The organism is Limnospira fusiformis SAG 85.79, from assembly GCF_012516315.1.
In the GTDB taxonomy this organism is placed as follows: Bacteria; Cyanobacteriota; Cyanobacteriia; order Cyanobacteriales; family Microcoleaceae; genus Limnospira; species Limnospira fusiformis.
Window position 1 is genome coordinate 4318995 of sequence record NZ_CP051185.1, and the last position, 22549, is coordinate 4341543.

Genomic DNA, 22549 nt, shown 5'->3' on the forward strand with positions numbered 1-22549 from the left:
AGGTTTGGGGGATTACCAGCGGGGACAGATAAAAACAGAAAAACCTGTTCCCTGACAACTGAATTACCTTGAGGGTGAAAGTCCCTCCCGTCTGGTGTAGACGTGACAGCATCATCCCCACTGAGGCGATCGGACTATCGCGACTTGGTGAAGCGGGATGAAAAGGCAGCTCTGCTGGTAGCCTAAACTGGCACTCTGTCGAGCAAGTACCCATGGATAAGGAAATCTGAAGATGTGATCAAAACGTCGTCACCTTAAACCAGCGAAAAGGCTGACACGCTGGAGCCAAAAGGCTAAGGATAAATGGGGTTGGCTGATTGTTCACAGACCAACATACACTCCCTATAAACCCGGCGTAAAGCATCGTCCTAAAGGTACAACCAAAGGTAATTCGGAACGAAGTAACCCATGTATATGCTCTCAGGTATTGGTCGATAACTGAGTAGGTAGCCAGCCGCAAGCTGTATGTGGTCAGGATTGGGACAGAAGCGAAGGTCTAGGGTAATGCCTAGAATAGGCTGACAGTTCCACGATGTTACGGAATATAGAGTTGCCAGTAACAGGAAATGAAATCTGAAACGAGTGTAAAGACTACGGAAAGACTGGAATGGGGTGACATCAACTGGAAAAAGGTTGAACGTCGCTTATTCCGCCTGCAAAAACGAATCTATAAAGCCTCAAAGCGTGGTGATTTCAAAGCAGTTCGCTATCTCCAAAAGTTGTTATTAAAGTCCTGGTCAGCAAAGGTATTAGCGGTTAGATCGGTAACTCAAGATAATCAAGGTAAAAATACGGCGGGTGTGGACGGGGTAAAATCCCTATGCTCACAAGCACGAATCAACCTTGTCGGACAACTGACGCTAGGTGCTAAACCCAAGCCTACCCACAGAGTAGACTCGACAGAAACGGTCGTAAATGCTCCAAGTCGGAATGGAGAACAGACTATATTTTGTCGCGCGGGTCAAGGTTTGGTGAGACTAGCATTAGAACCGGAATGGGAAGCCAAATTTGAATCTAACTGTTATGGATTTAGACCAGGACGCTCATGCCATGATGCCATAAAAGCAATATCCAATCATCTGGAGTCAGAGCCTAAATGGGTGTTAGATACCCAGATCACTAAATGCTTGAGCGATCGCATTAATGGCGATCGCCTGTTGGATAAATTAGGAACATTCCCTAAATTACGCCGACAAATACGAGCATGGCTCAAATCCGGTGTAATGGATGGAAAACAGCTATTTCCGACCAAGGAAGGCACTCCCCCAGGAGGCTTAATCCAGCCATTACTGGCACATATTGCCCTCCACGGCATCGAAGAAGATATCCTAAAGATGGCTGATCAGCTATCTGGAAGAGAGCCAGTTAACCGCCATCAACTATGTTTAATTAGATACGCGGATAAGTTGGTTATACTTCACCAAGATGCTGCTGTAATCCATCACTCCCAACAGGTAATCAGGGAGTGGTTAAAGCCATGGGGTCTTGAATTAAAACCAGAACAAACGAGGATAGCCCATACTCTTGATGGGGAGGATGCGGGTTTCGACTTCCTCGGTTTCCATATTCAACAATACCGAGTCGGAAAATATCACTCTGGAAAGGATAGAAAGGGAAAATCTCTGGGTTTCAAGACTATCATCAAGCCATCCCGAAATGCAGTCACAGAACACTATAAGCTACTGGCGAGGGTAATTGATGCTCATCAAGCTGCCCCTCAAGCAGCACTAATCAGGAGATTGAATCGAATCATTCTCCGATGGAGTAACTATTACTCAACAGTAGTCTCTAAAGAAGTGTTGAATAAATTGGATTACCTGCTATTCGGAAAGCTGAGAAGATGGGCAAATCGCCGTCATCCCCATCAGAGCGAAAAATGGGTGGCTAACAAATACTGGCAGAGTATTGATAACAGAAATTGGGCTTTTGCTGTACGAGGACATGAGGAAATAGCCTTATTCAAACATTCCCAGATACATATATTTAGGTATGTTAAAGGAAAAGAGGCAGCCTCTGCTGAGGATGGCAATTTAAGCTATGGGAGTACAGCCAATTGTGGAAATTATCAGTGATTAGAGCTGAGGTGCTAATGACAGGAGCTGTAACATTGAGGAGCCGGATGAAGGGAAACTTTCACGTCCGGTTTTGAAGACGAGTTAGGATGGCGACATCTTGGCTTAGTTTAACTATCTTGCCTTGGGTACCGATTACTAAAACCCAAAGTGAACAGTTTATGCAATGGACTACTAAGGGGGCTTGGTTTGGGATTAGCTTTTTAGTGATTTTTTGGCTAACTATTCGGTTGGTTGGTCCGGCTTTGGGCTGGTGGACGGTTGATTAGCTAATTGGGGTAATTTGCACCCTTAGAATCAGTTAATCATCTTAACCTGTAGGGTTAATTGATAAATTAGCCTTACAGGTTCCCTGGCTAGGACTGCTCAAAAAGATTGAGTTTTGTTAAATTTAGTTATGTTTATCATAAGGATTTGTTTTAGCTATGGCAAAACTCGAATCACTATGCTAGATCTGAGAAGGCTATCTCTAAGCCTAATGCCATCAAGGATTTGGGAATAACGCGATCGCTTTGTTTTCAAGTTGTTTTCAGTTGATTCAGGCTCTGGTTGGACTGAAATATTCAACGGATCATGGTGAATTAGGTTAGTAGAAGTGATACTTTACCAACATCGAGATACCCAGTCCTGAGATTATGTTAAATTTTGAAGATAATCTAAAGATTGTGGTGACAGGAGAAAAACTATGTTTATCAGACTTGCGGAGCAACATCGAAAATTCGTTCAGGATTTGGTGATGAATCTCCAAGCCCTAGCTATTGTGCTGGAACGACGGGGCTACCTGGCTTCCTGCTATACTTGTGGGGGTCAAATGAACAGCGCCTCATTTATGGTCAGCCTGAGTGAAAATCATCTGATCCGGTTTTTGGTGTCGGATTATGGGATTACCTGGACGGAGATGCGCGACGATCGCGAATTGATGAAGTTGGAAGGCGCAGAGGCGATCGCTCAATTAGAGGAACTCGCGAGTCTGGTCAAGCATGATATACTCGGACCGGCGGCTGTACCCCAAAGCATTCATCAGGGATAAGGGATAATTACCAATCCAACCGGGTCTTAAAATGCTAATGTAAATATATAGGTGCGAGACGTTTAGGAGTCAAATAAGGCTGCAATGGCTGAAATAACCTCCTAGTGAGACTTTCACCCCTTGGTGGAATAAAAGGGACTCGTACCCTGACCATCCCATAACTGTTTATATGTCCTCAAAGCGAAAGCTAAGCAAGGGACTCAAGGTCAATCCCATAAAAGAAATCGAATATCCAATCCAAGTATACCACAAGGAGGAGTATTAAAACCACTTGGGCGATTATGGGAAAGAGTAACGGCGATAGCCACCCCCAATTTCAGGAATCACAACCCTGGGACTGAAGCGGGGAACGGAAGGCGTGAAGTAGAACCTACTACCAAAAGCGACCACTGCCAACCATCCATGACTAAGGAAATCTGAATGTTCCGACTTGAACCATCGTTATTACTAAGCAGCGAAATAGGTTGATACGCTGCGCCCAAAAGGGTAAGGGGAAAAGTAGGGTTTTCTACATAACACCTACACAGACTTTTAAAAGTACCCCGGTGGAAAGGACAAGTCTAAAGATGGAATGCCCATATAAACGGAACGTTTTAAGTCCTCCTGGACTCTGAATATCTGGTCGAGATATCAGTAGTGACAAATGTAAGCGCAAGTCCTAGAGGATGTGAGATGTGACCAAAAGCCAACGCCCAGTTGTAATGGCTGGGATATGCTGACAGGTTACGGTTTGATTGCAAGGTTAGAGTCTAGTGGGAGTTACTATGACGAAAGCGAGTTCAAAGAAAGGCTTTGAGAAATCAAAGCCAATCAAGACGTGCGTTTGTATGGAAGGCTATCCCATGGGCTAAGGTCCAACGGAAAGTTTTCAAGCTCCAAAAGAGGATATACCAAGCAGCTAAATCCGGGCAGGATGCAAAGGCTAGAAGGTGGCAACGTCTACTGGTGAAGTCATATTATGCTCGACTCTTAGCAGTGCGGCTGTAGGGGCGGGTTCCACGGTCAGCCATGCTTCCCAACAGTCAGCTTAATGAACCCGCCCCCCAAGCGGGTCAAGACCAAAAGACAGCCGGAGTCGATGGAGTGATAGTAATATCGCCTAAACAAAGGTTAAAACTAGCTGAGAGCATTAAGGGAAACCTCAAAGCAAAACCCTACATGGTGCGTTACCAGAAAGTTTTTCGTTTCTCTGCCAAGTCTCTCAATGTAACGCACCCTACACGGGTGTGGATTGCAAAACCTGGGAGGGATGAAAAACGCCCTCTAGGAATTCCCACAATCCAAGACAGAGCTAGGCAAGCCGTGGTTAAATCAGCGCTCGAACCTGAATGGGAATCGAGATTTGAAGGCACAAGCTATGGGTTCCGTCCCGGACGGTCAGCCCAAGACGCAATAGGCTGAATAAATTCAGCCATAAATCAAGGAAATTACTATGTTCTTGATGCAGGTGCGAGACGTTCGGGTATGAAATAGGGCTGAAATGCCCGAAATAACTACCCGGTGAGGATTCCAGCTCCGAATCTGGATATAAGGAGACCTCTCCTGAGCATCCTCATAACTGATTATATGTCCCGACGCTTAGGTAACTAAGCAAGGCAGGGAACTCAAGGTCATAAACGAACTGAGAAATCAGGGAGTAGAGAGTAACGGCGATAGCCACCCCCAGTTTTGGAAATCATAACTCCAGGATAGAAGCGGGGAACGGAAGGCGTAGGTCGGAACCTACCTCCTACTCGACCACTGCCAACCATCCATGATTAGGGAAACCGAATGTCCGGCTTGAATCATCGTTAATACGGAGTAGCGAAATAGGTTGAAACGCTGCGTTCAAAAGAACAAGGGGAAAAGTAGGGTATTTATGTCATCACCTACATAGACCTTTAAAAGTACCCCGGTTCTGAGGACAAATCTAAAGATGGAATGCCCGTCGAGACGGAACGTTTTAACCCCTCTAATGCTCTATTGCGAGTTGCACTCGTAGTAGTAGTGAAAAATTTAAGCGTATGCTTAGAGGGTGAAGGATGTGACCATAAGCCAATGCCCAACTGTAATGGTTGGGATATGCCCACAGGTCAGCAGGGTGTGGATATAGATACTGCGATTAGTAGGAGTATAATGGCGAGAGCGAGTTGAAAGACTACGCGCTGCATAAAGCTCAGAACATTGAAGTACGAAAGCGGGGGGTGGTAACTCTGTTCCTATAACAAAAAAGGGTATCCACATCAGGAGCCGTGTGCAGGGAAACTCGCCGGCACGGTTTTGAATGGGAGGTGATGGAGGTGACTTCATTATCGACCCCTACCAGAGCATGATGTTCAAGCTCTTTGGCAATCCCAAGCTGCTGCTAGTTCTCTAAGAATCGATGTGGTTTGGGGTAAGTTATTGTGGCAGGATATGACAGGTTTGGAGTCTGGGTGGGAACACCTATATGTTGAAACTAATAACATTCACCTTCATTCTGTGACCCAAGGACAAGGTGAATTAGTTGTTTTGTTACATGGTTTTCCTGAGTTTTGGTATGCTTGGCGTTACCAAATTCCGGCGCTTTCTCGTTATTTTAAAGTAGTTGTGCCTGATTTGCGGGGTTACAATGACTCAGATAAACCGGAAAGTGGTTATGATCTCGATACCCTCAGCCAAGATATCCGAGGGTTAATTCAGCGCTTGGGATATGCAAAAGCCCATATTGTGGGTCATGATTGTGGGGGTGCGATCGCCTGGAATTTAGCCCAAAAATTTCCAGAATCAGTTAACCGTTTAGCTATTTTAAACGCACCGCCTCCCCATAGGTTGGTTCAGGAACTTATGGGTAATTTTGATCAAATTCGTCGCAGTTGGTTGGTCTTAGCTTTTCAAGTTCCGGGGGTTCCTGAATGGCTAATTCAGCAAAATTTGAAAGAGTTTATCCGTGGTTTTCTGCGAGAACACGCTATCCGCAAGGGGGCTTTTAGTGCGGAGGAAACCGAAATTTATCAGGCGGCGTTAGAGAAGCCGGGAGTATTGCGATCGGCAATTAATTACTATCGTCAACTTCTGCAACCAGCCGGTTTATTTTCCAGTTGGATGCGTCCGCCCCAAATCAATGTACCCACATTGGTACTATGGGGAGAAGATGATTCATTTCTTAGCCAGAAACTGGTTGAGGGTTTAGATAAGTTAATTACCGCACCTTTTCGACTACAATTAGTTGCCGACTGTGGACACTGGATGCAGCAGGAAGTTCCGCAACTGGTTAACCGGGAATTATTGAGTTTTCTCAGGAACTAATGAACTCCTCCCCCTGATTATAGTTGGAGACAGGGGTGAGGAGTGCCAGACTCCACCAGGGGAGGCGATTACGTGCCTTTTTCCGCTGGTGAAAGGGGACTTGATTTAACTCAATGATTTATTCTTCATCAGTATTGTCGTCAACGTCTTCAAGATCATGATCATCTGTTTCGACATCATTATCATCGAGTTTAACAACGGAGGTGGCTGATACAACTGCACCCCCGGCTAAAGCGGCACGGACTTCATCATCAATCTTTTTGGTAAATTCTGGGTTTTCCTCCATATAGGTAATGGTGCGATCGCGTCCTTGACCGATGTTATCGTTGTTATAGCTATACCAGGAGCCCTTGCGTTTAATCACTCCCGTTTCTTCTGCGAGGTCAATCAAACAACCGATAGTTGAGATCCCCTGTCCAAAAATAATATCAAATTCAGCAATTCGGAAGGGTGGCGCGACCTTATTTTTAGCCACTTTAACTTTAGCGCGAATGCCATACTCGTCCGAGCCTTTTTTCAGAGTTTGGGTGCGGCGAATATCAAGACGGACCGAGGCGTAGAATTTAAGCGCATTCCCCCCCGTGGTAGTTTCTGGGTTGCCGTAGACAATACCAATTTTTTGGCGTAACTGATTCAGGAAAATGACCGTACAGCCCGATTTACCGATATTTCCGGTAATTTTCCGCAGGGCTTGACTCATTAACCGCGCCTGTAGTCCCATGTGAGAATCGCCCATATCCCCTTCAATTTCCGCGCGGGGAACTAAAGCAGCTACGGAGTCTACCACTACAATATCAACCGCCACCGATCGCACCAATTGATCTACTATTTCTAAAGCCATTTCCCCGGTGTCAGGTTGGGAAACTAGGAGGTTTTCAATATCTACTCCCAGCGCCGCTGCATAGGTAGGATCGAGGGCGTGTTCAGCGTCCACAAAAGCTGCTATTCCGCCAGTTTTTTGGATTTCCGCGATCGCATGAAGCGCCAGGGTAGTTTTACCGGAACTTTCCGGGCCATAAATTTCAATCACCCTTCCCCTGGGCAAACCACCACCTAGGGCCAAATCCAAGGTGAGTGCGCCACTGGAGATAGTTTCCACCTTCATGCGGGCGGAGTCTCCTAGGCGGACAATAGACCCCTTACCAAAATTCTTTTCGATTTGGTTAAGGACTGAATTTAGGGCTTTCTGCTTTTCGGAGGTCTCGGTTTTGCTGGCCATTAGCTTTGAATCCTGCTCAGAGTAAAAATTGGAAAAATTGGGGCTAAAAAATAGATCTATGTGATCATCTGACCCTCTACCCCACCCTCTGCTCCCGGCGACAAGCTCAGGGAAGGGGTAGAGGGATTTCCATTTTATGTTAGCAGATGGCTTGTTGCCTATTTTCTGGTTAATAGGCGATCGCCCATTGCTATAGGTTAGAAGTTGCGAATGATAGCTTCGGCGAATTCTGAACACTTGAGGGGTTCAGCCGGGGGTTCCATGAGTCGGGCCAGATCATAAGTTACCTCACGGTTAGAAATCGCCGCCCCCAGACCTTTTTTAATCAGGTCTGCTGCTTCTTGCCAGCCCATATATTCTAACATCATCACTCCCGATAGGATTAACGAACCGGGGTTAACGCGATCGAGTCCAGCGTGTTTAGGTGCTGTACCGTGGGTAGCTTCAAATACCGCGCAGGTGTCACCAATGTTCGCACCTGGTCCCATACCCAACCCTCCTACCATAGCGGCGGCTGCGTCCGATAGGTAGTCTCCGTTAAGGTTCATGGTAGCCAGGATAGAGTATTCGCTAGGACGGGTTTGGATTTGTTGGAAGATGCTGTCAGCGATGCGATCGTTGACCATAATTTTATCTTTCCATTTACCATTACCGTGACTTTCCCATAGCGCCTCCAGAACCCCCTTCACCTCATCGCAGATTTCTTGGCGTTTTTCTGGGGTCAGCGCATCAAAACCCGGTTCTACCTGGCGCGCGTTATCTTCCAGGGAGATGTCGGGTTTATGTTCTTTGTTGCCGAGGATCCATGATTCTCGTTCAGTGATACATTCTTCGCGAAACTCCGTAGTTGCTAGTTCATAACCCCAGTCTCGGAAAGCCCCCTCCGTGTATTTCATGATATTGCCCTTATGCACCAGAGTCACCATTTGCTTATTTTTGGGGAGGCGCAGCGCGTGTTTAATGGCGCGACGGACTAGCCGTTGGGAACCGATTTTACTGATCGGTTTAATACCGATACCCGAGTCTAGGCGGATCTGTTTTTTGCCATGTTCCGGGGTAGCCGGAATTAGCTCATTGTTGAGGGTGTCGATGAGTTTTTGGGCGATTTCCGTACCCTCGCGCCATTCAATCCCTAAGTATATGTCTTCTGTGTTTTCCCGATAGATGATCACATCGAGTTGTTCCGGGTGTTTGTGGGGGGAGGGAGTACCAGGATAGTAGCGACAGGGACGGACGCAGGTATATAGGTCATTAATTTGCCGTAGCGCCACGTTCAGGGATCTGATGCCGCCGCCTATGGGGGTGGTTAGGGGGCCTTTGATAGCCACACCATATTCTCGGATTGCCGTCAGCGTGTCTTCCGGTAAATATTGATAAGTGCCGTATTGTTCGCAGGCTTCGTCCCCAGCGTAAATTTTAAACCAACTGATCTGGCGATCGCCGCCGTAGGCTTTGGCCACTGCTGCGTCAATCACTCGTTCTGTCGCTGGCCAGAGGTCTACACCCGTGCCGTCGCCCCGAATGAAGGGAATAATTGGGTTATCGGGAACAATGGGTTCTCCGTCAGAGAAGGTGATTTTCTCGCCTGTATCGGGGGGGGTAATTTTTTCGTACATGATCTCTGTTCTTACTATAAACCTTCAGGTTTCCCTTATTCTGTCATGATTTTTGCCTGCACTCCGCAGCGATCGCCACAGAAATTTATCTTTTCTTTAGAATTACCCCTTCCCAAAGCTAGGGAACATAAACTATGATTGAGGAAATTTCGGTGCTCTATGATGCAAAATCTGCATTCAGAATTATAACTTAAACAAATGCAATAAAAGTACAATTAGCGCTTCCAAAAATTTCACTTCAGAATTAGGGCGATCGGTGTATCATTTTTTCAGGTGGAGGTAGATCAAACCAAAAACATTGCCAAGCACAACTACCTTCATGCACACGAGAGCGGGCATTGAGAATAAACATCAAAATACAAATCTGGTTTCCGAACTTCAAGCTCAAACTTTCCATTGAGGATAACGCTTCTAGCTGAGTGTACATAATCTATATATCACCGGCTAAGTTCCGTGTAGGGGCTTGTTATTAAAGCCACAAGCGTTGGGGTTAAGGTTTTAGGTTACTTATTAATATTCCCCAGCCACTCCCAAAATAGTTGCCCGTAAATACTTCACTTCAAAACCACTAGAGGTTATCAATTATGGATAACGTAAGTACAGTCGATCGCAGTGATTATCAAAACGTTTCAATTCCCAGCCTAATCAATAAAAGGTTATCTGACCAAGAACAAGACTTCCCAGTAGCTAAAACCGGAAAATATGTCGAGCGTCCTCTACAGGGTGATCCTACCTATGAATTAGAAAGTCTGGGTTGAAGAAACCTAGGTCATGTTTATCACAACCTACCAGTTGCTATTCTGATTGAACACGCAGTAGCTAGGGGTGAAGGTGTATTAGCAGCCAATGGTTCCCTTTGCGTAAAAACCGGTAAATATACAGGTCGTTCTCCTCACGATCAATTCATTGTTCAAGAAGAGAATAATAAGGACGAAATCCATTGGAGAAAAATGAACGTCCCCATTGCCGAAGGCAACTTAGATCGCCTATTTCGGCGGGTACGTTCCTACGTCCAAGGTCGTGATTTATATATCTTTGATGGTTTTGTAGGAGCAGATACCAAGCGTCGTTTTGGTGTGCGGATCATCAACGATCTGGCATCTCAAAACCTGTTGGTTCATCAACTGTTTATTCGTCCAACAGACGAAGAACTGCAAACCCACAATCCTGACTTTACTGTAATTGCAGTTCCTGGACTCCATGCTGATCCCGAAGATGATGGCATCAATAGTGAAGCCTTTATCGTACTTAACCTGTCGAAACGGCTAGTAATTATTGGTGGTTCCAAGTACGCCGGAGAAATCAAAAAATCAGTTTTCTCCCTAATGAATTACTTTATGACCAAAGCTGATGTGCTACCTATGCACTGTGCAGCTAATGTGGATGACGCTGGTAATACGGCGTTATTTTTTGGTCTATCAGGGACCGGAAAAACCACCCTTTCGGCTGACCCGGAACGCTATCTAATTGGGGATGACGAACACGGCTGGTCAGAAGATGGTATCTTCAACTTTGAAGGTGGTTGCTATGCCAAAACGATCGCCTTATATCGGGAAAATGAGCCGCAAATCTGGGATGCGATCCGGTTTGGTTCAATGATGGAAAATGTAGTGCTTGATCACTACACTCGCATTCCCGACTACAATGATGGTAGCTTAACAGAAAATACCCGGGTGGCTTATCCCATTGACTACATTCCCAATGCGATTATTCCTAGTATTGGTAGTCATCCCAAAACCATTCTATTTTTGGCAGCAGATGCTTTCGGAGTTCTCCCCCCCATCTCCAAACTAACCCGCGAACAAGCGATGTATCACTTCATGTCTGGTTACACCAGCAAGGTGGCGGGAACTGAACGGGGAATTAAAGAACCGGAAGCGACTTTCTCCGCTGGGTTTGGTAAGTGTTTCCTACCCTTAGAAGCGGCGGTTTATGCCAATTTACTGGGTAAACGCCTTGCGGATCACCCAGAAACCAATGTATATTTGGTGAACACTGGCTGGTCTGGTGGTGTGTACGGAGTTGGCAGTCGTGTTTCCATCAAATACACTCGCGCCTTGGTGTCGGCGGCGGTGAATGGAGACTTGGATAATGTGGAATTCCATGAGCATCCGATCTTCAAGATTTGGGTTCCTAATGCTGTACCAGGAGTTCCGACGGAAATTCTTGATCCGGTGAAAACCTGGTCTGACTCCCAAGAGTATGAAAAACAAGCGAAATACTTGGCTAAATTGTTTGTGGAAAACTTCAGCAAATATGTGAACGTACCAGAGGAAGTAACCGCCGCTGGTCCGGTTGTCGATTAATCAAGGGTTGGGGGATAATTCCCCCAATACCTGAAGAAGGTCTAAAATTAGGTCGCGGCGTTTTCGTCGCGATTTTGATTATACTAAACCCGATCGCAAAGCGACGACAGCGACCATTACCCGGTCATCAACGGCTAATTTATTCATAATCCCCCGAACATGGGTTTTAATGGTGTTAGGACTTAAATAAAGCGCCTCAGCAATTTCTGGGTTGCTTTTACCTTCCACCATAAGTTTGAGAACTTCTAACTCCCGGGGGGATAAAGTACCCAAGTTACTTTGAGGTAGGGGTGGCTTGAGGTGTTCCATAACCAAACGAGCAACTTGAGGATCTAGATAGGTTGCTCCCTCATAGGCTGCCTGTATTGCTACAATCAAACTATCAACACTTCCTCCCTTCACACAATAAGCATCAGCACCACTGGAAAGGGAAGCAAGTACCTCCGTTTCTGCTGTGTGGGAGGTGAGCATAACGACTCTGATTTCTGGTAAGATTTCTTTAATCTGTTTGGTGGCTGCAATACCATCAAGGCGAGGTAACCCGATATCCATAATCACAACATCAGGTTTTTTCTCCTTAGCGGCTTCGACACCTAAATAACCATCTTCAGCAATACCAACCAGGGTAATACCTGGACAGTCAGATAAGACTTGCTCTAACCCTAGTTGCATCATAGGATCGTCTTCAACAATTAGAACGCGCATTATTGTTCACGGGAATGTTATAATAGCAGGGTTGCCAATGGTCACAAATGACGGCGGAAACTATAGTCAATATATTAGCTATTGTGGTTAATAATCCCCCGTTACATAGAGATGCAAGAGGAGTCCTGTGGAACCAAATGTATCCAAAATCTCAACGGACTTTGAGAATTTGGACAAATTCCCCGGCTTCAATGCAGGTCTGACCGACTGGAAGCATAGCCAGGGCGTTGGTTTGGGCGAGGTTAATCAGGTTTCCAGAATTTTGGCTTCCTGGGGCGAGGATAAATTGGGTTTCGCCATTGACCGATCGCAGATTTCCCCAAAGGTAGGTTTCTCGCTTACCCCCCGATCGCAATTCCATTGGCGATCGCACCCGCCACCATTCTGGTCCCCAAAACTCAGAAGTGAGTCCGCTTCGTTTTCTCAAGGCTGGTTGGACAAACCGCCAGCAGGTGACTAAGGCTGACACCGGGTTTCCCGGTAAACCAAAATACAAACAATCGGGAAAAGTCGCGAAGGTAAGGGGTTTTCCGGGTTTGACGGCTACTGAGTTGACCAGAATTTCTCCCCCAAGGTCAGCCAGAATTTGACCAACATAATCATAATCCCCGACGGACACTCCCCCAGTTGATAATACTATATCAGCGCTGAGTAGGGCTTTGGCGATCGCTGTTTTGAGGGCTTCGGGTTCATCAGGAATAATCCCTAAAATAACCGGTTCTGCGCCCATTTGCATCACCCAACTCGCTAAAGCATACTGATTAGAGTCTACTAGCTTTCCTGGGGCTATGGGATGCTCTGGGGGGATTAATTCGTTCCCGGTTGATATCAATCCTACCTTGAGTTTAGCATAAACTGGGACCTGCACACATTTGGCCGCGGCTAAAACTGCGATTTCTGCAACTCCTAAGCTAATTCCCGCAGGGAGTAGAGGGTCTCCGGCGCGACTATAGGACCCCTGATGACGCACAAAGGCTCTCAGTTCCGGGGTGGTTAGGATTTTGATGCGATCGCCATCGGGTTGGGTATCTTCTTGGATTACAATTGTATCAGCCCCAGCAGGTAAACAGGCTCCTGTAAAAATGCGCGCCGCTTGTCCGGGGGCGATAGTTTTTTGGGGACAATATCCGGCGGGTATTTCTTCTATGACTGCCAAAGTTACAGGATTTTCGGCGCTACTTTGGGCGACATCAGCATAACGGACGGCATAACCATCCATGGCGGAGTTATCCCAGTGGGGAAAGTCTAATTCACTGGTAATCGGGGCGGCGAGAATGCGTCCGGTAGCCTCGGATAATTTGACCAGTTCTATATCTTGTTGGTGGGGTGGTCCTACTTGTTCTAGGATAATTGCCTCTGCGGCTTGGGCTGATAACATACAATCTCATTTCTGGGTTTTCGTCTCCATATTCTATAGCAGCTTTAGTCGCCTCTATGCTACAGTTGATCAGGTCCTACTCAGTGATGCGATCGCTATGGAAACTACGGGTTTGACAGCGGAACAACACCGCCAAAAAATGCAGCGCCGCAAGGAAATTCAAGACCAGCGGGTAGCTGAGAGACAGGTGGAAAAGGGTTTGATTATTGTCAATACTGGCAATGGGAAGGGTAAAACTACGGCGGCTTTGGGGATGGTTTTACGATCGCTTGGTCATGGCTATCGGGTGGCGATCGTCCAGTACATTAAGGGCGCATGGGAACCAGCAGAAAAGGCCGTTTTCAGTCTCTGGCCGGAACAATTACAGTTTCATGCTTTGGGGGAAGGTTTTACCTGGGAAACTCAAGACCGCGATCGCGATATCCAAAGGGTTAGTGAAGCCTGGAAACTTAGTCTATCTTTAATTGAAAATCCCGAGATTAAGTTGGTACTTTTAGATGAAATTAACATCGCCATTAAGTTGGGATATCTCACCGTAGAAACGGTTTTGGCGGGTTTGGAAAAGAAACCTCACGACTCCCATGTGATTTTGACCGGTCGTGGCGCTCCCCCTAGTTTGATAGAACGCGCGGATCTGGTTACCGAGATGACTTTGGTTAAGCATCCTTTCCGGGAACAAGGGGTTAAGGCTCAACCGGGTATCGAGTTTTAAGTTGTCTATAATCAGGGGAATTTCATGAGTCCTTTTCGAGTGGGAATTGCAGGTCCGGTGGGGTCGGGTAAGACCGCTTTACTTGATGCACTCTGTAAAGCTATGCGCGATCGCTTTCAAATGGCTGTGGTTACTAATGATATTTACACCCAAGAAGATGCTCAGTTTTTGATGCGATCGCAAGCCTTAGAAACTGATAGAATTATCGGTGTCGAAACCGGAGGCTGTCCCCATACCGCTATCCGCGAAGATGCTTCGATTAATCTTAGTGCTATTCAAGAGTTGGAGTCTACTTTCCCTAATTTGGATGTCGTGTTTTTAGAGAGTGGTGGCGATAATTTGGCGGCGACTTTTAGCCCGGAATTGGTCGATTTAACTATCTATGTTATTGATGTGGCGGCGGGTGATAAAATTCCCCGCAAAGGAGGACCCGGAATTACTAAGTCCGATTTATTGGTGATTAATAAAATTGACTTAGCTCCCTTTGTCGGCGCGGATTTAACCGTCATGGAAAGAGATGCTAAAAAGATGCGCGGAAATAAACCTTTTGTCTTTACTAACCTCAAGGAAAAGCAAGGATTAACTACTATCCTCGATTTTATTCAGTCTCATATCATTAACTGACCAAACCTTAATATCTATACCACATCACAGACACCTATAGGCGATCGCCTCCCCCCTATTATTGGCGCAAATAGTTAAGTTTTGCTAATACTTCCACCCAGATAATTTTGATGTTCCGAACGACATTAAGAATTAATAAGTTTTTATTGAAAATAGCTCGCAAAAGGTTGACGAAATAATAGGGGTTCTGGTATCCTAGAATAAATCGCACCCAAGGGGTTCCTGTGTCTACACGCAAAAAAAAGCGCTGAAACCCTCATTCTAGCGCCCATCTAAATATTTTCTGGCTAAAGAATATAATTCACGAATCACGAGTTTTGGGGAAGTAAGGGACGGCCAAAAATCGACCTCTTGACAAAAGCGACATTTTGTGCATAGCCCCAAACTGACCCACAATTGAAGTCGGTTAGCGAATAGAAGCGCGAATAGCAGGTTGAGGGAACATAGACTGGAAACTATACTGTCTTTGGGCGAGGGGTTCAGCGGCGTGGTCCCAGAGACTTTCATAGAAAAAGAAAGCGACACCGAATTGGCGATCGCGCGCGGCACGAACCTTAGACTGGATGAAATTGATAGGAACTGGTCTAGTTCTCAAACCGGTGAGAATACCAACCCCGGTAGAAATCTTGTTTTGTGCGGCTTTCATTTCCGGTCGGTTTAACTCAGCAATAAAAAAGTCCAATTCATCCCGATAAACCTGCACCACCAACTCATCAACAAGACCATCTCTAACCCAAGTAACCCAATCTTGTAAATGACCGTTATAGGCGATATGATAAGGATTCGGACTAACGGAAATAATGCTATGAGGTTTTTTGGCTTTAATAGCTTGGTGCAATTGTCTCATAAAAGCCGTGATTTTATGAGCACGCCAACGCACCCAAGCGGGGTCTTGGGGGTTACTAGGTGGGGTGCGATTAGTCTCTCTTTGATAAAGAGAAATGGTATAAGGGTCATATCCAAATGTACTAGGTAAACTGGTATGGTCGTCAAACTGTACGCCATCAATATCGTAGTCGGTAACCACCTCTACAATTAAATCAGTCATAAACTTCTGGACTTGCGGGTGAAAGGGATTTAACCAAACGACTTCCCCAGCGGCGCTTATGGAAGTTTTAGTTCCGTCTCGCTGTTGAGTCAGCCAGTTGGGATGTTTTAAAGCCAACTCGGAACTAGGGGGAGCCATAAAACCGAACTCAAACCAGGGAAGCACTAACAAGTTATGACGATGAGCGCGTTCAATGATATCAGCCAGCATATCTTGTCCTTGGAAACCCCGGCGGACAAAAGGCTGAATTCCGGCTTCTTTAACTACAGAACTTTTATAGGTGACATAACCAGAGTTCCAAACCACTGGATAAATTGTGTTAAAATTGAATTGGGCGAGTTTGCTGACTGCTTCTTCGAGTCTCGGTTGATTCATTAACACATCTGTATCATTGGTGGTCATCCAAACGCCACGAATTTCGGTTTTGGGAATTTGGGGAATGGGTGGAGGTGCGATCGGCGGCTGAGGAACTGGTGGGGGTATATCAGGAACTGGTGGGGGTGTAATGGTTTCCTCGATAGCTGGTGCGGGAGGAGGTGTAATGGTTTCCTCGGTGGCTGGTGCGGGAGGAGGTGTAATGGTAGGCTGTGGTGGCTCTAGGGGTAGAGGTTCATCAAAAACTTCTGGGGGAAACAGGGGTAAGTCGGGGGAAGTCGGTGGTGTACGGAAAGCTGGGGGGAGTGCGATCGCTGGAATTTGTATGACAGCAATTAGGCTGACAAAAAATAAGGCAATGAGGAAACTGGCTTTTTTGACCAAGGTTGATTTCATAGTTGTAGTTAGGAGCATGATTTAATCTCCAATTAGGTTAACATTTTACGGCAATACGGTATAATACCAAGTATGGTGCGAGACCTTCGGGTATGAAATAGAGCTGAAATGAGCGTGGGGACTACCCGGTGAGGACTTCAACCCCTTGGTTGATTGGGTCGCATCCCTGACCATCCCATAACACAGCCTGATTTTTTTGCCCACCTTCGAGACTTCCAATATGGTTGCCAAGGTAAAGCGTCTAATCAGGTCTAAGACTGCCCGCGCCATGCTGAAATGGGCGCATTATCGATTCAAACTAACCCTGAGACATAAGCGCGGAAATAACTGAACAGTTGTAGATGTGACGGAAGAATACACCAGCAAAACCTCTACTCACTGTGGTCATGTGCATTCCCAGCTAGGTGGCTCAAAAGTGTTCCGATGTCCTGAGTGCGGGGTCACTCTAGCCAGGGACTGGAACGGTGCTTTTGGAATCTTTCTAAAAGCTTTGCGGGATACCGCCTCTGTTACCTTAACGGGTAATAGTGCTATCGTCGCATTGTCAGGCAATAGCCGGATAAATGTCGCGTAAATGTATCAGTTTAGCAGAAAATTTGAGGTCTGGGATCTAATCTCAAGGCATAGCTACTAATTTGATAATTTGAGGAGGATTTGAGATGATGGCTAATTTGTCAAGACTATTGTGGCTCCTACCAATGGTGACTATTACGGCTGCGGTAAGTTCTGATGCGATCGCGATCGCCTCTACGGGGACTATAGCAGAAAATGCGATCGCTCAAGGGCGGATCAGGGCTCCTTTTTTTGAGGAAACCCAAGACCCTGGGTTTACCAACACTTTTCTTAGGGATGCTTTGGGGGGTGTTGCTGACCCATTAGAGAGTAGTAATGGTAGTAGCGTAGCAGAAACCATTACCACAGGATCTGATTCCCTACAGACCATACAAAACAACGTAAACAGGAGTGGGGGAGGCTTGAATGGGTGTCTATGTCCGGCTAACGGAGGTGGTGGTTCTAATGGGACTCCAAGTAATGGCAGAATACCGACAGGTAGAGGTATTTTTCGGTCTTTACCCTCTTCTGGTCGCTAAGAAAGAATTAATTAATAATTGGGGAGAAACCCGGTTTCTTCGAGAAACCGGGTTTCTTGACCTGTGGGGAGGAAACCCACCCTCTGGGAGAGGGGGATAGGATAGTCTTAGAAAATCAGAATTGAGGAATCATCTCTGACTGTATCTGAGATATTGGGGAAAGCACCAGTTTCGTCGGGGGTAAACTGAGCAATAATAGATCCGCCTCCGAGTCCGTCAGCATTGGTATCATAGATTAACTGTCCGGTTAGTCGTTCATAAATAATTACAGATTGCGATGCGGGTAGGGTATCGAGTAGGGTGTCAGTTCCGGTGAGTGTATCAGTCACCACAAATAAGGGGTCAGCCAAGATAAACTCATCGGTAAACTGCAATGTATCACGACCCGGGGCAAAATCGGTAATCAAATCAGAGGCTGATAATAGGACATCATTAGTAGAGGAGTAGAGGAAAACATTATTTCCCCCCAAACCTGTCAGAGTATTAGCGCCAGACCCTCCGACTAGGGTATCATTACCAGGACCACCGATGAGAGTATCATCGCCAAGACCACCTATAAGAGTATTATCACCAGGACCACCCACTAAAGAATCATTACCCTCATTACCCAATAGCAAGTCATTACCAAAGGCGCTACCTACAAGAGTATCATTACCAAGACCGCCAATTAAAACAATAGGACCTAAGTGACCGGCGAGAAAATCATCGCCTGCATTACCATCAATGGTGTCCACTGTTGCAATACTAACGCTAACCAAAGCGGAGGCGGTATTTCCTAGGGAGTCTTGTGCGGTATAGGTAAATTCGCCACCGAATGGTCCTGGGACAAGGGGGATAAACTCAACGGAGGTATTACCTGGGAGAATATTAACTTCTCCTCCGCCGCTGACATTACTGATGCTATTAATGGTTAATCCCACAGCGGGACTATCATTCTCTAATACAGGAATTTCAATGCGGTTATCGGCCGCCTCTGCGAAAATAGTATCATTTCCGGGGCTACCTATTACGAGACTGGGAGTGGTAGCAAAGTCGGGGTTAACGATTAAAGAGTCTGTGGGTGTCAGTGTCTCTGTGGTGGTTCCAATGAGCAATATATCATCAATAGATAATGGAGGATTACCGATAAATGTGGCGACGGTTACAGGGGGTTGTGTTCCTGAAGCGTCGGGGTCGTAGATGAGGTTTCCGGTCTGTAATTCATAGGCGAGAATGGGACTGCTAATGGTGCCGAGGTTATCGGGATTCAATTCTCCGGTTTCGAGGAAAATAAATTGTTCAGGACTGAGGCTATTTTGGGGGGTAGTACCTATTTGAGTGAAGCGGAATTGATCACGGTCAAATAGGAGGCGATCGCTTCCGGGGGTAAAATCAACAATTAGGTCAACTCCTAAATTAATTTGATTGGGAGATAGATAAGCAAAGGTATCGCTTCCTTCGCCACCGACGAGGGTATCATCCCCAGCACCACCAATTAAACAATCATTACCTAGATTACCAAATAGGGAGTCATCACCATCAGAACCAATGAGGGTATCATCACCTGCATTACCATCAATGGCAGTAAGAATATTAACATTAACGGGAACTCTAATTAGATTTCCTTCGGAGTCGATCGCTTCATAACTAAAACTGCCAATATTTCCGCCGGGGAGGGTGGGAATAAACTCGACGGCTGTACCACCTTCTAGGATATTCACATTTCCGCCGATTAAATCGGTGATGGTATCAGAAGCGGGAATGGTGACGGGAACGCCAACAAAATCGATGGTATCGTTAGCAGCGATCGCATCATTTCCGGGAGTACCATTAATTAAAGCGAAGGCGGTGATATTTCTAGTATCTTCATCTGTAGGATCATCATCATCACCATCATCTAGGGTATCGTCTCCGGCTGTACCAATCAAGATGATATCATTAACAGATAGGGGAGGGTTGCCTTGTAAATTAGCAATAATTTCGGGGGGTTGTGTTCCTGAACCGTCCGGGTCATAGAGCAGGTTTCCGGTCTGTAATTCATAGGCGAGAATGGGACTATTTATGAGGCTGAGATTATCTTGATAAGTTCCGGTTTCCACGAGAACCAATTGTTGAGGACTCAGGATATTTTCCGGGGTAGTACCTATTTGAATAAAGCCGAATTCCTCACGGTCAAATAGAAGGCGATCGCTTCCGGGGGTAAAGTCCAAAATCAAATCAGTTCCGGTGGTGATTTGACTGCGGGAAATATAGGCAAAAACATCATTGCCAGCACCTCCGAATAGGGTATCATTTCCGGCATTTCCAAACAGGGTATCATCCCCATCATCTCCTGATAGGAAATCATCACCCTTTCCGCCATAGAGAATATCATTATCAGCACCTCCATATAGCAGGTCATTTCCCGGACCGCCAAAGAGGATATCATCACCACTACCACCAAAGACGATATCATCACCACTATCTCCTAAGAGGGTATCATCGCCTGCTTCTCCGAATAAGCAATCATTACCCGCGCCGCCATAGAGGAGATCTGGTCCTGAACTTCCAATCAGAACATCATCGCCACCTAAGCCGTTAATACGGGTGACGGGAAGAATATCGATAAATACATTAGCACTATCTTCGGTGTTGCCATCACTGGCGGTATAGGTAAAGCTGGCTTCGGTTCCCCCAGGCAATGTGGGGGTAAATCTGACAATGGTATTATTATTAAGTAAGGCTACGTCCCCGCCTGTGATGTTGCTGACGCTGCTGATAGATAAACCTGTCTCGGGACTATCATTGTCTAAAACTGGAATTTCGACGGGATTAAAGGGTTCTGGCGCGATCGCAAAAATGGTATCATCGGAGTCGGTTCCGTCTATTTCCTGGGGAGTGGCGGCGCGAACTTCCCTGGCGATGATGTTGACGGTTTCGGGGCGAGTCAATGAAACCGGATCAACTAGGATAATATCATTGGGGGATAAATTGGGGATGCTGCCATCTTCTGATTGTAACTGCGCGATCGCTATAGGTGGAGAGGTTCCCAAGCCGTCTATATCGTATTCCAGAAGTCCGGTAATGGTATCGTAAACGAGAATCGGGATTTCTGTATTTTCGGGTAGGGATTCTCGATTGGTGGTAAACTGTTCGGGGTTGAGGGTTTGGGTCTCGGTATTGAGAGCGGATAAACCAAAACCACCTTCCTCTAGGGATTGGCTTTGAAAAACTAGGCGATCGCTATTTGGTGTAAAGTTTAATATGCGATCGGGTTGTGTACCTCTGTCATTAGGGGACAGGTAGACTAAGGTATCATTCCCTGTACCAGCCGTGAGGGTGTTTACGCCTGCACCACCTTCTAGCCAATTATTCCCCCCGCCACCAGATAAGCAATCATTCCCCTCCCCACCAAATAGGGAATCATTACCAATACCCCCCAACAGGGTATCATTACCCGCGCCACCGTCAAGGATATTATCTCCTGACCCGGCTTGTAGGAGGTCGTCCCCTAAACCGCCAAAGAGGGTATCATCACCAGGACCCCCTAAGAGGGTATCGTTACCACTTCCCCCCAAGATAGAGTCGTTTCCGGTCCCCCCGTCAAGGGTTTGGTCGAATTGGTCTCCCACTAGGGTATCATTTCCGCCTCTCCCTTGTATGGCTGTTACTGGCTGAAAACTAATGGTTGCGGTAGCGGTAGCAAATTGGTTATGGCGATCGCGCAATGTATAATTAAAGCTACCAGAACCGCCAAGGGAGGTTGTATCGGGGATAAATTCTACTCCGACTCCCCCAGGGAGAATGGTAGCACTCCCGTTACTGACATTCTCAATACTAGTGATGGCTTTTTCATCCCTAATAAAATCTGGCGGGAGGGGGATAGTTAATCTGGGTTCTGCGGCTTGGAGAAAATCATTATTTTCTGTACCGACAACTAAGCTGGGGGTTGAGATGATAATCGGGTCAGCGACGAGGGTGGTAAAATAGGAGATTCTAATATTGTCTATGGCTAATTCGGTCGCTTCCGAACCAATGGCAATAATTCCGGTGTTCCGAGGGAGGGTGGTACTAAAGCGCCGAAATTCGTTAAATGTTTCTCCTGGGGTGGCTAATAAAACGCCAGTCCTTAGAGAATTGCCTTCTCGGTCAAATAGTTCGACGGTATGTTCTCGATTTGGGGAGGTGTAGTGAAAGGAAAAGTTACCCCCTCCTATGCTTAATGGTGATAAATTTCTGAGGTCAATGGTAATGCGATCGCCTGTCACTAATTCATTGACTTCTATCTCTTCGGCATCTTCGGCATCTTCGGAATCTTCGGAATCTTCGGAATCTTCGGAATCTTCGGAATCTTCCGTGTTTACAATAGGTTCGGAATATGAGACAACTGTAGTTCCAGGGGGGGAAGTTCTGGTGGCATCAAATAAGCCTTCTCCCCCTTCATCGACACTCACCAAAGCTATGGCGTTGGGGGAAAATCTCACCCCATCGATTGTGCCAATGGGTGCAAAGTTGCGAGTTTGGAAATCTTCAAAGTCAAAAAATAGTTCCCGCATTTTATTGGCTTAAAAAAATATATATGTTGGCTGATAATTAACCTAAGTTAACCCCTGGCGGATTACCTTATCACATTTAACCGACTTTGGCAAGGGCTCCACCTCAAGATTAAGTTAATTGGTTGACAGAAAGAGTTATTTCAATTATAATTAAGAGGCATATAATAGGCAGCAGTTTTATCAATACCACGCTTCG

The 22549-nt window shown here is 46.2% G+C and carries 15 protein-coding genes and 3 pseudogenes; 11 read left to right on the plus strand and 7 right to left on the minus strand.

The features are described from left to right. Positions 1 to 566 precede the first annotated feature (566 nt). The 4 genes and pseudogenes from HFV01_RS20235 to HFV01_RS32350 form a co-directional block, all read left to right on the plus strand. Positions 567 to 2072, plus strand: coding sequence for a reverse transcriptase N-terminal domain-containing protein (locus HFV01_RS20235; RefSeq protein WP_006670311.1), 1506 nt, complete (start codon positions 567 to 569; stop codon positions 2070 to 2072). Positions 2073 to 2161: 89 nt separating this feature from the next. Continuing rightward, entirely contained in the window at positions 2162 to 2341 is a 180-nt protein-coding gene (locus HFV01_RS20240) for a DUF2839 domain-containing protein (RefSeq protein WP_006670312.1), read from the plus strand. A 416-nt stretch (positions 2342 to 2757) separates the two neighbouring features. Beyond that, positions 2758 to 3102 carry a DUF1815 family protein gene (locus tag HFV01_RS20245; RefSeq protein WP_006618255.1) on the plus strand — a complete coding sequence of 115 codons (345 nt, stop codon included), beginning with the start codon at positions 2758 to 2760 and terminating at the stop codon, positions 3100 to 3102. Between the two features lie 764 nt (positions 3103 to 3866). After that, positions 3867 to 4500: pseudogene (locus HFV01_RS32350) on the plus strand (reverse transcriptase N-terminal domain-containing protein); the annotation flags it as partial. A gap of 212 nt (positions 4501 to 4712) precedes the next feature. On the opposite strand, the gene HFV01_RS20260 reads toward HFV01_RS32350, so the two are convergent. Next, entirely contained in the window at positions 4713 to 4853 is a 141-nt protein-coding gene (locus HFV01_RS20260) for a hypothetical protein (protein WP_193521337.1), read from the minus strand. 643 nt (positions 4854 to 5496) lie between these two features. On the opposite strand from HFV01_RS20260, the gene HFV01_RS20265 reads away from it, so the two are divergent. Further along, the gene (locus tag HFV01_RS20265; RefSeq protein WP_006670314.1) at positions 5497 to 6369 is read left to right on the plus strand and encodes an alpha/beta fold hydrolase; all 873 of its coding nucleotides are present in this window, start codon (positions 5497 to 5499) and stop codon (positions 6367 to 6369) included. 118 nt (positions 6370 to 6487) lie between these two features. Here the strand turns inward: HFV01_RS20265 and recA are convergent, their stop codons facing one another. Both recA and HFV01_RS20275 read right to left on the minus strand, forming a co-directional pair. After that, positions 6488 to 7588: a recombinase RecA gene (gene recA / locus HFV01_RS20270; protein WP_008049115.1), complete on the minus strand. Its 1101-nt coding sequence runs from the start codon at positions 7586 to 7588 to the stop codon at positions 6488 to 6490. A 197-nt stretch (positions 7589 to 7785) separates the two neighbouring features. Continuing rightward, positions 7786 to 9204 carry an NADP-dependent isocitrate dehydrogenase gene (locus HFV01_RS20275; protein ID WP_193520337.1) on the minus strand — a complete coding sequence of 473 codons (1419 nt, stop codon included), beginning with the start codon at positions 9202 to 9204 and terminating at the stop codon, positions 7786 to 7788. A 584-nt stretch (positions 9205 to 9788) separates the two neighbouring features. On the opposite strand from HFV01_RS20275, the gene HFV01_RS20280 reads away from it, so the two are divergent. Both HFV01_RS20280 and pckA read left to right on the plus strand, forming a co-directional pair. Further along, positions 9789 to 9962 (plus strand): hypothetical protein, encoded by a 174-nt coding sequence (locus tag HFV01_RS20280; RefSeq protein WP_006621038.1) that lies wholly within the window; start codon positions 9789 to 9791, stop codon positions 9960 to 9962. An 18-nt stretch (positions 9963 to 9980) separates the two neighbouring features. Then, a pseudogene (gene pckA / locus HFV01_RS20285) lies at positions 9981 to 11510 on the plus strand (phosphoenolpyruvate carboxykinase (ATP)); the annotation flags it as partial. Positions 11511 to 11588: 78 nt separating this feature from the next. On the opposite strand, the gene HFV01_RS20290 reads toward pckA, so the two are convergent. Together HFV01_RS20290 and HFV01_RS20295 are read right to left on the minus strand one after the other, a co-directional pair. Then, entirely contained in the window at positions 11589 to 12215 is a 627-nt protein-coding gene (locus tag HFV01_RS20290; RefSeq protein WP_006621040.1) for a response regulator transcription factor, read from the minus strand. 151 nt (positions 12216 to 12366) lie between these two features. Next, complete coding sequence (locus HFV01_RS20295; RefSeq protein WP_193520338.1) at positions 12367 to 13593, minus strand: molybdopterin molybdotransferase MoeA; 1227 nt, start codon at positions 13591 to 13593, stop codon at positions 12367 to 12369. A gap of 97 nt (positions 13594 to 13690) precedes the next feature. On the opposite strand from HFV01_RS20295, the gene cobO reads away from it, so the two are divergent. Together cobO and ureG are read left to right on the plus strand one after the other, a co-directional pair. Then, positions 13691 to 14305, plus strand: coding sequence for a cob(I)yrinic acid a,c-diamide adenosyltransferase (gene cobO / locus HFV01_RS20300; protein ID WP_008049097.1), 615 nt, complete (start codon positions 13691 to 13693; stop codon positions 14303 to 14305). Positions 14306 to 14329: 24 nt separating this feature from the next. Then, entirely contained in the window at positions 14330 to 14929 is a 600-nt protein-coding gene (gene ureG, locus HFV01_RS20305) for an urease accessory protein UreG (protein ID WP_008049095.1), read from the plus strand. 406 nt (positions 14930 to 15335) lie between these two features. On the opposite strand, the gene HFV01_RS20310 is transcribed toward ureG, so the two are convergent. Next, positions 15336 to 16766: a family 10 glycosylhydrolase gene (locus HFV01_RS20310; RefSeq protein ID WP_006670960.1), complete on the minus strand. Its 1431-nt coding sequence runs from the start codon at positions 16764 to 16766 to the stop codon at positions 15336 to 15338. 163 nt (positions 16767 to 16929) lie between these two features. On the opposite strand from HFV01_RS20310, the pseudogene HFV01_RS20315 reads away from it, so the two are divergent. Then, a pseudogene (locus tag HFV01_RS20315) lies at positions 16930 to 17322 on the plus strand (zinc ribbon domain-containing protein); the annotation flags it as partial. A gap of 85 nt (positions 17323 to 17407) precedes the next feature. Beyond that, entirely contained in the window at positions 17408 to 17839 is a 432-nt protein-coding gene (locus HFV01_RS20320) for a hypothetical protein (RefSeq protein ID WP_193520339.1), read from the plus strand. 107 nt (positions 17840 to 17946) lie between these two features. Here the strand turns inward: HFV01_RS20320 and HFV01_RS20325 are convergent, their stop codons facing one another. Then, positions 17947 to 22353 (minus strand): calcium-binding protein, encoded by a 4407-nt coding sequence (locus HFV01_RS20325; RefSeq protein WP_193520340.1) that lies wholly within the window; start codon positions 22351 to 22353, stop codon positions 17947 to 17949. Between the last annotated feature and the right edge of the window lie 196 nt (positions 22354 to 22549).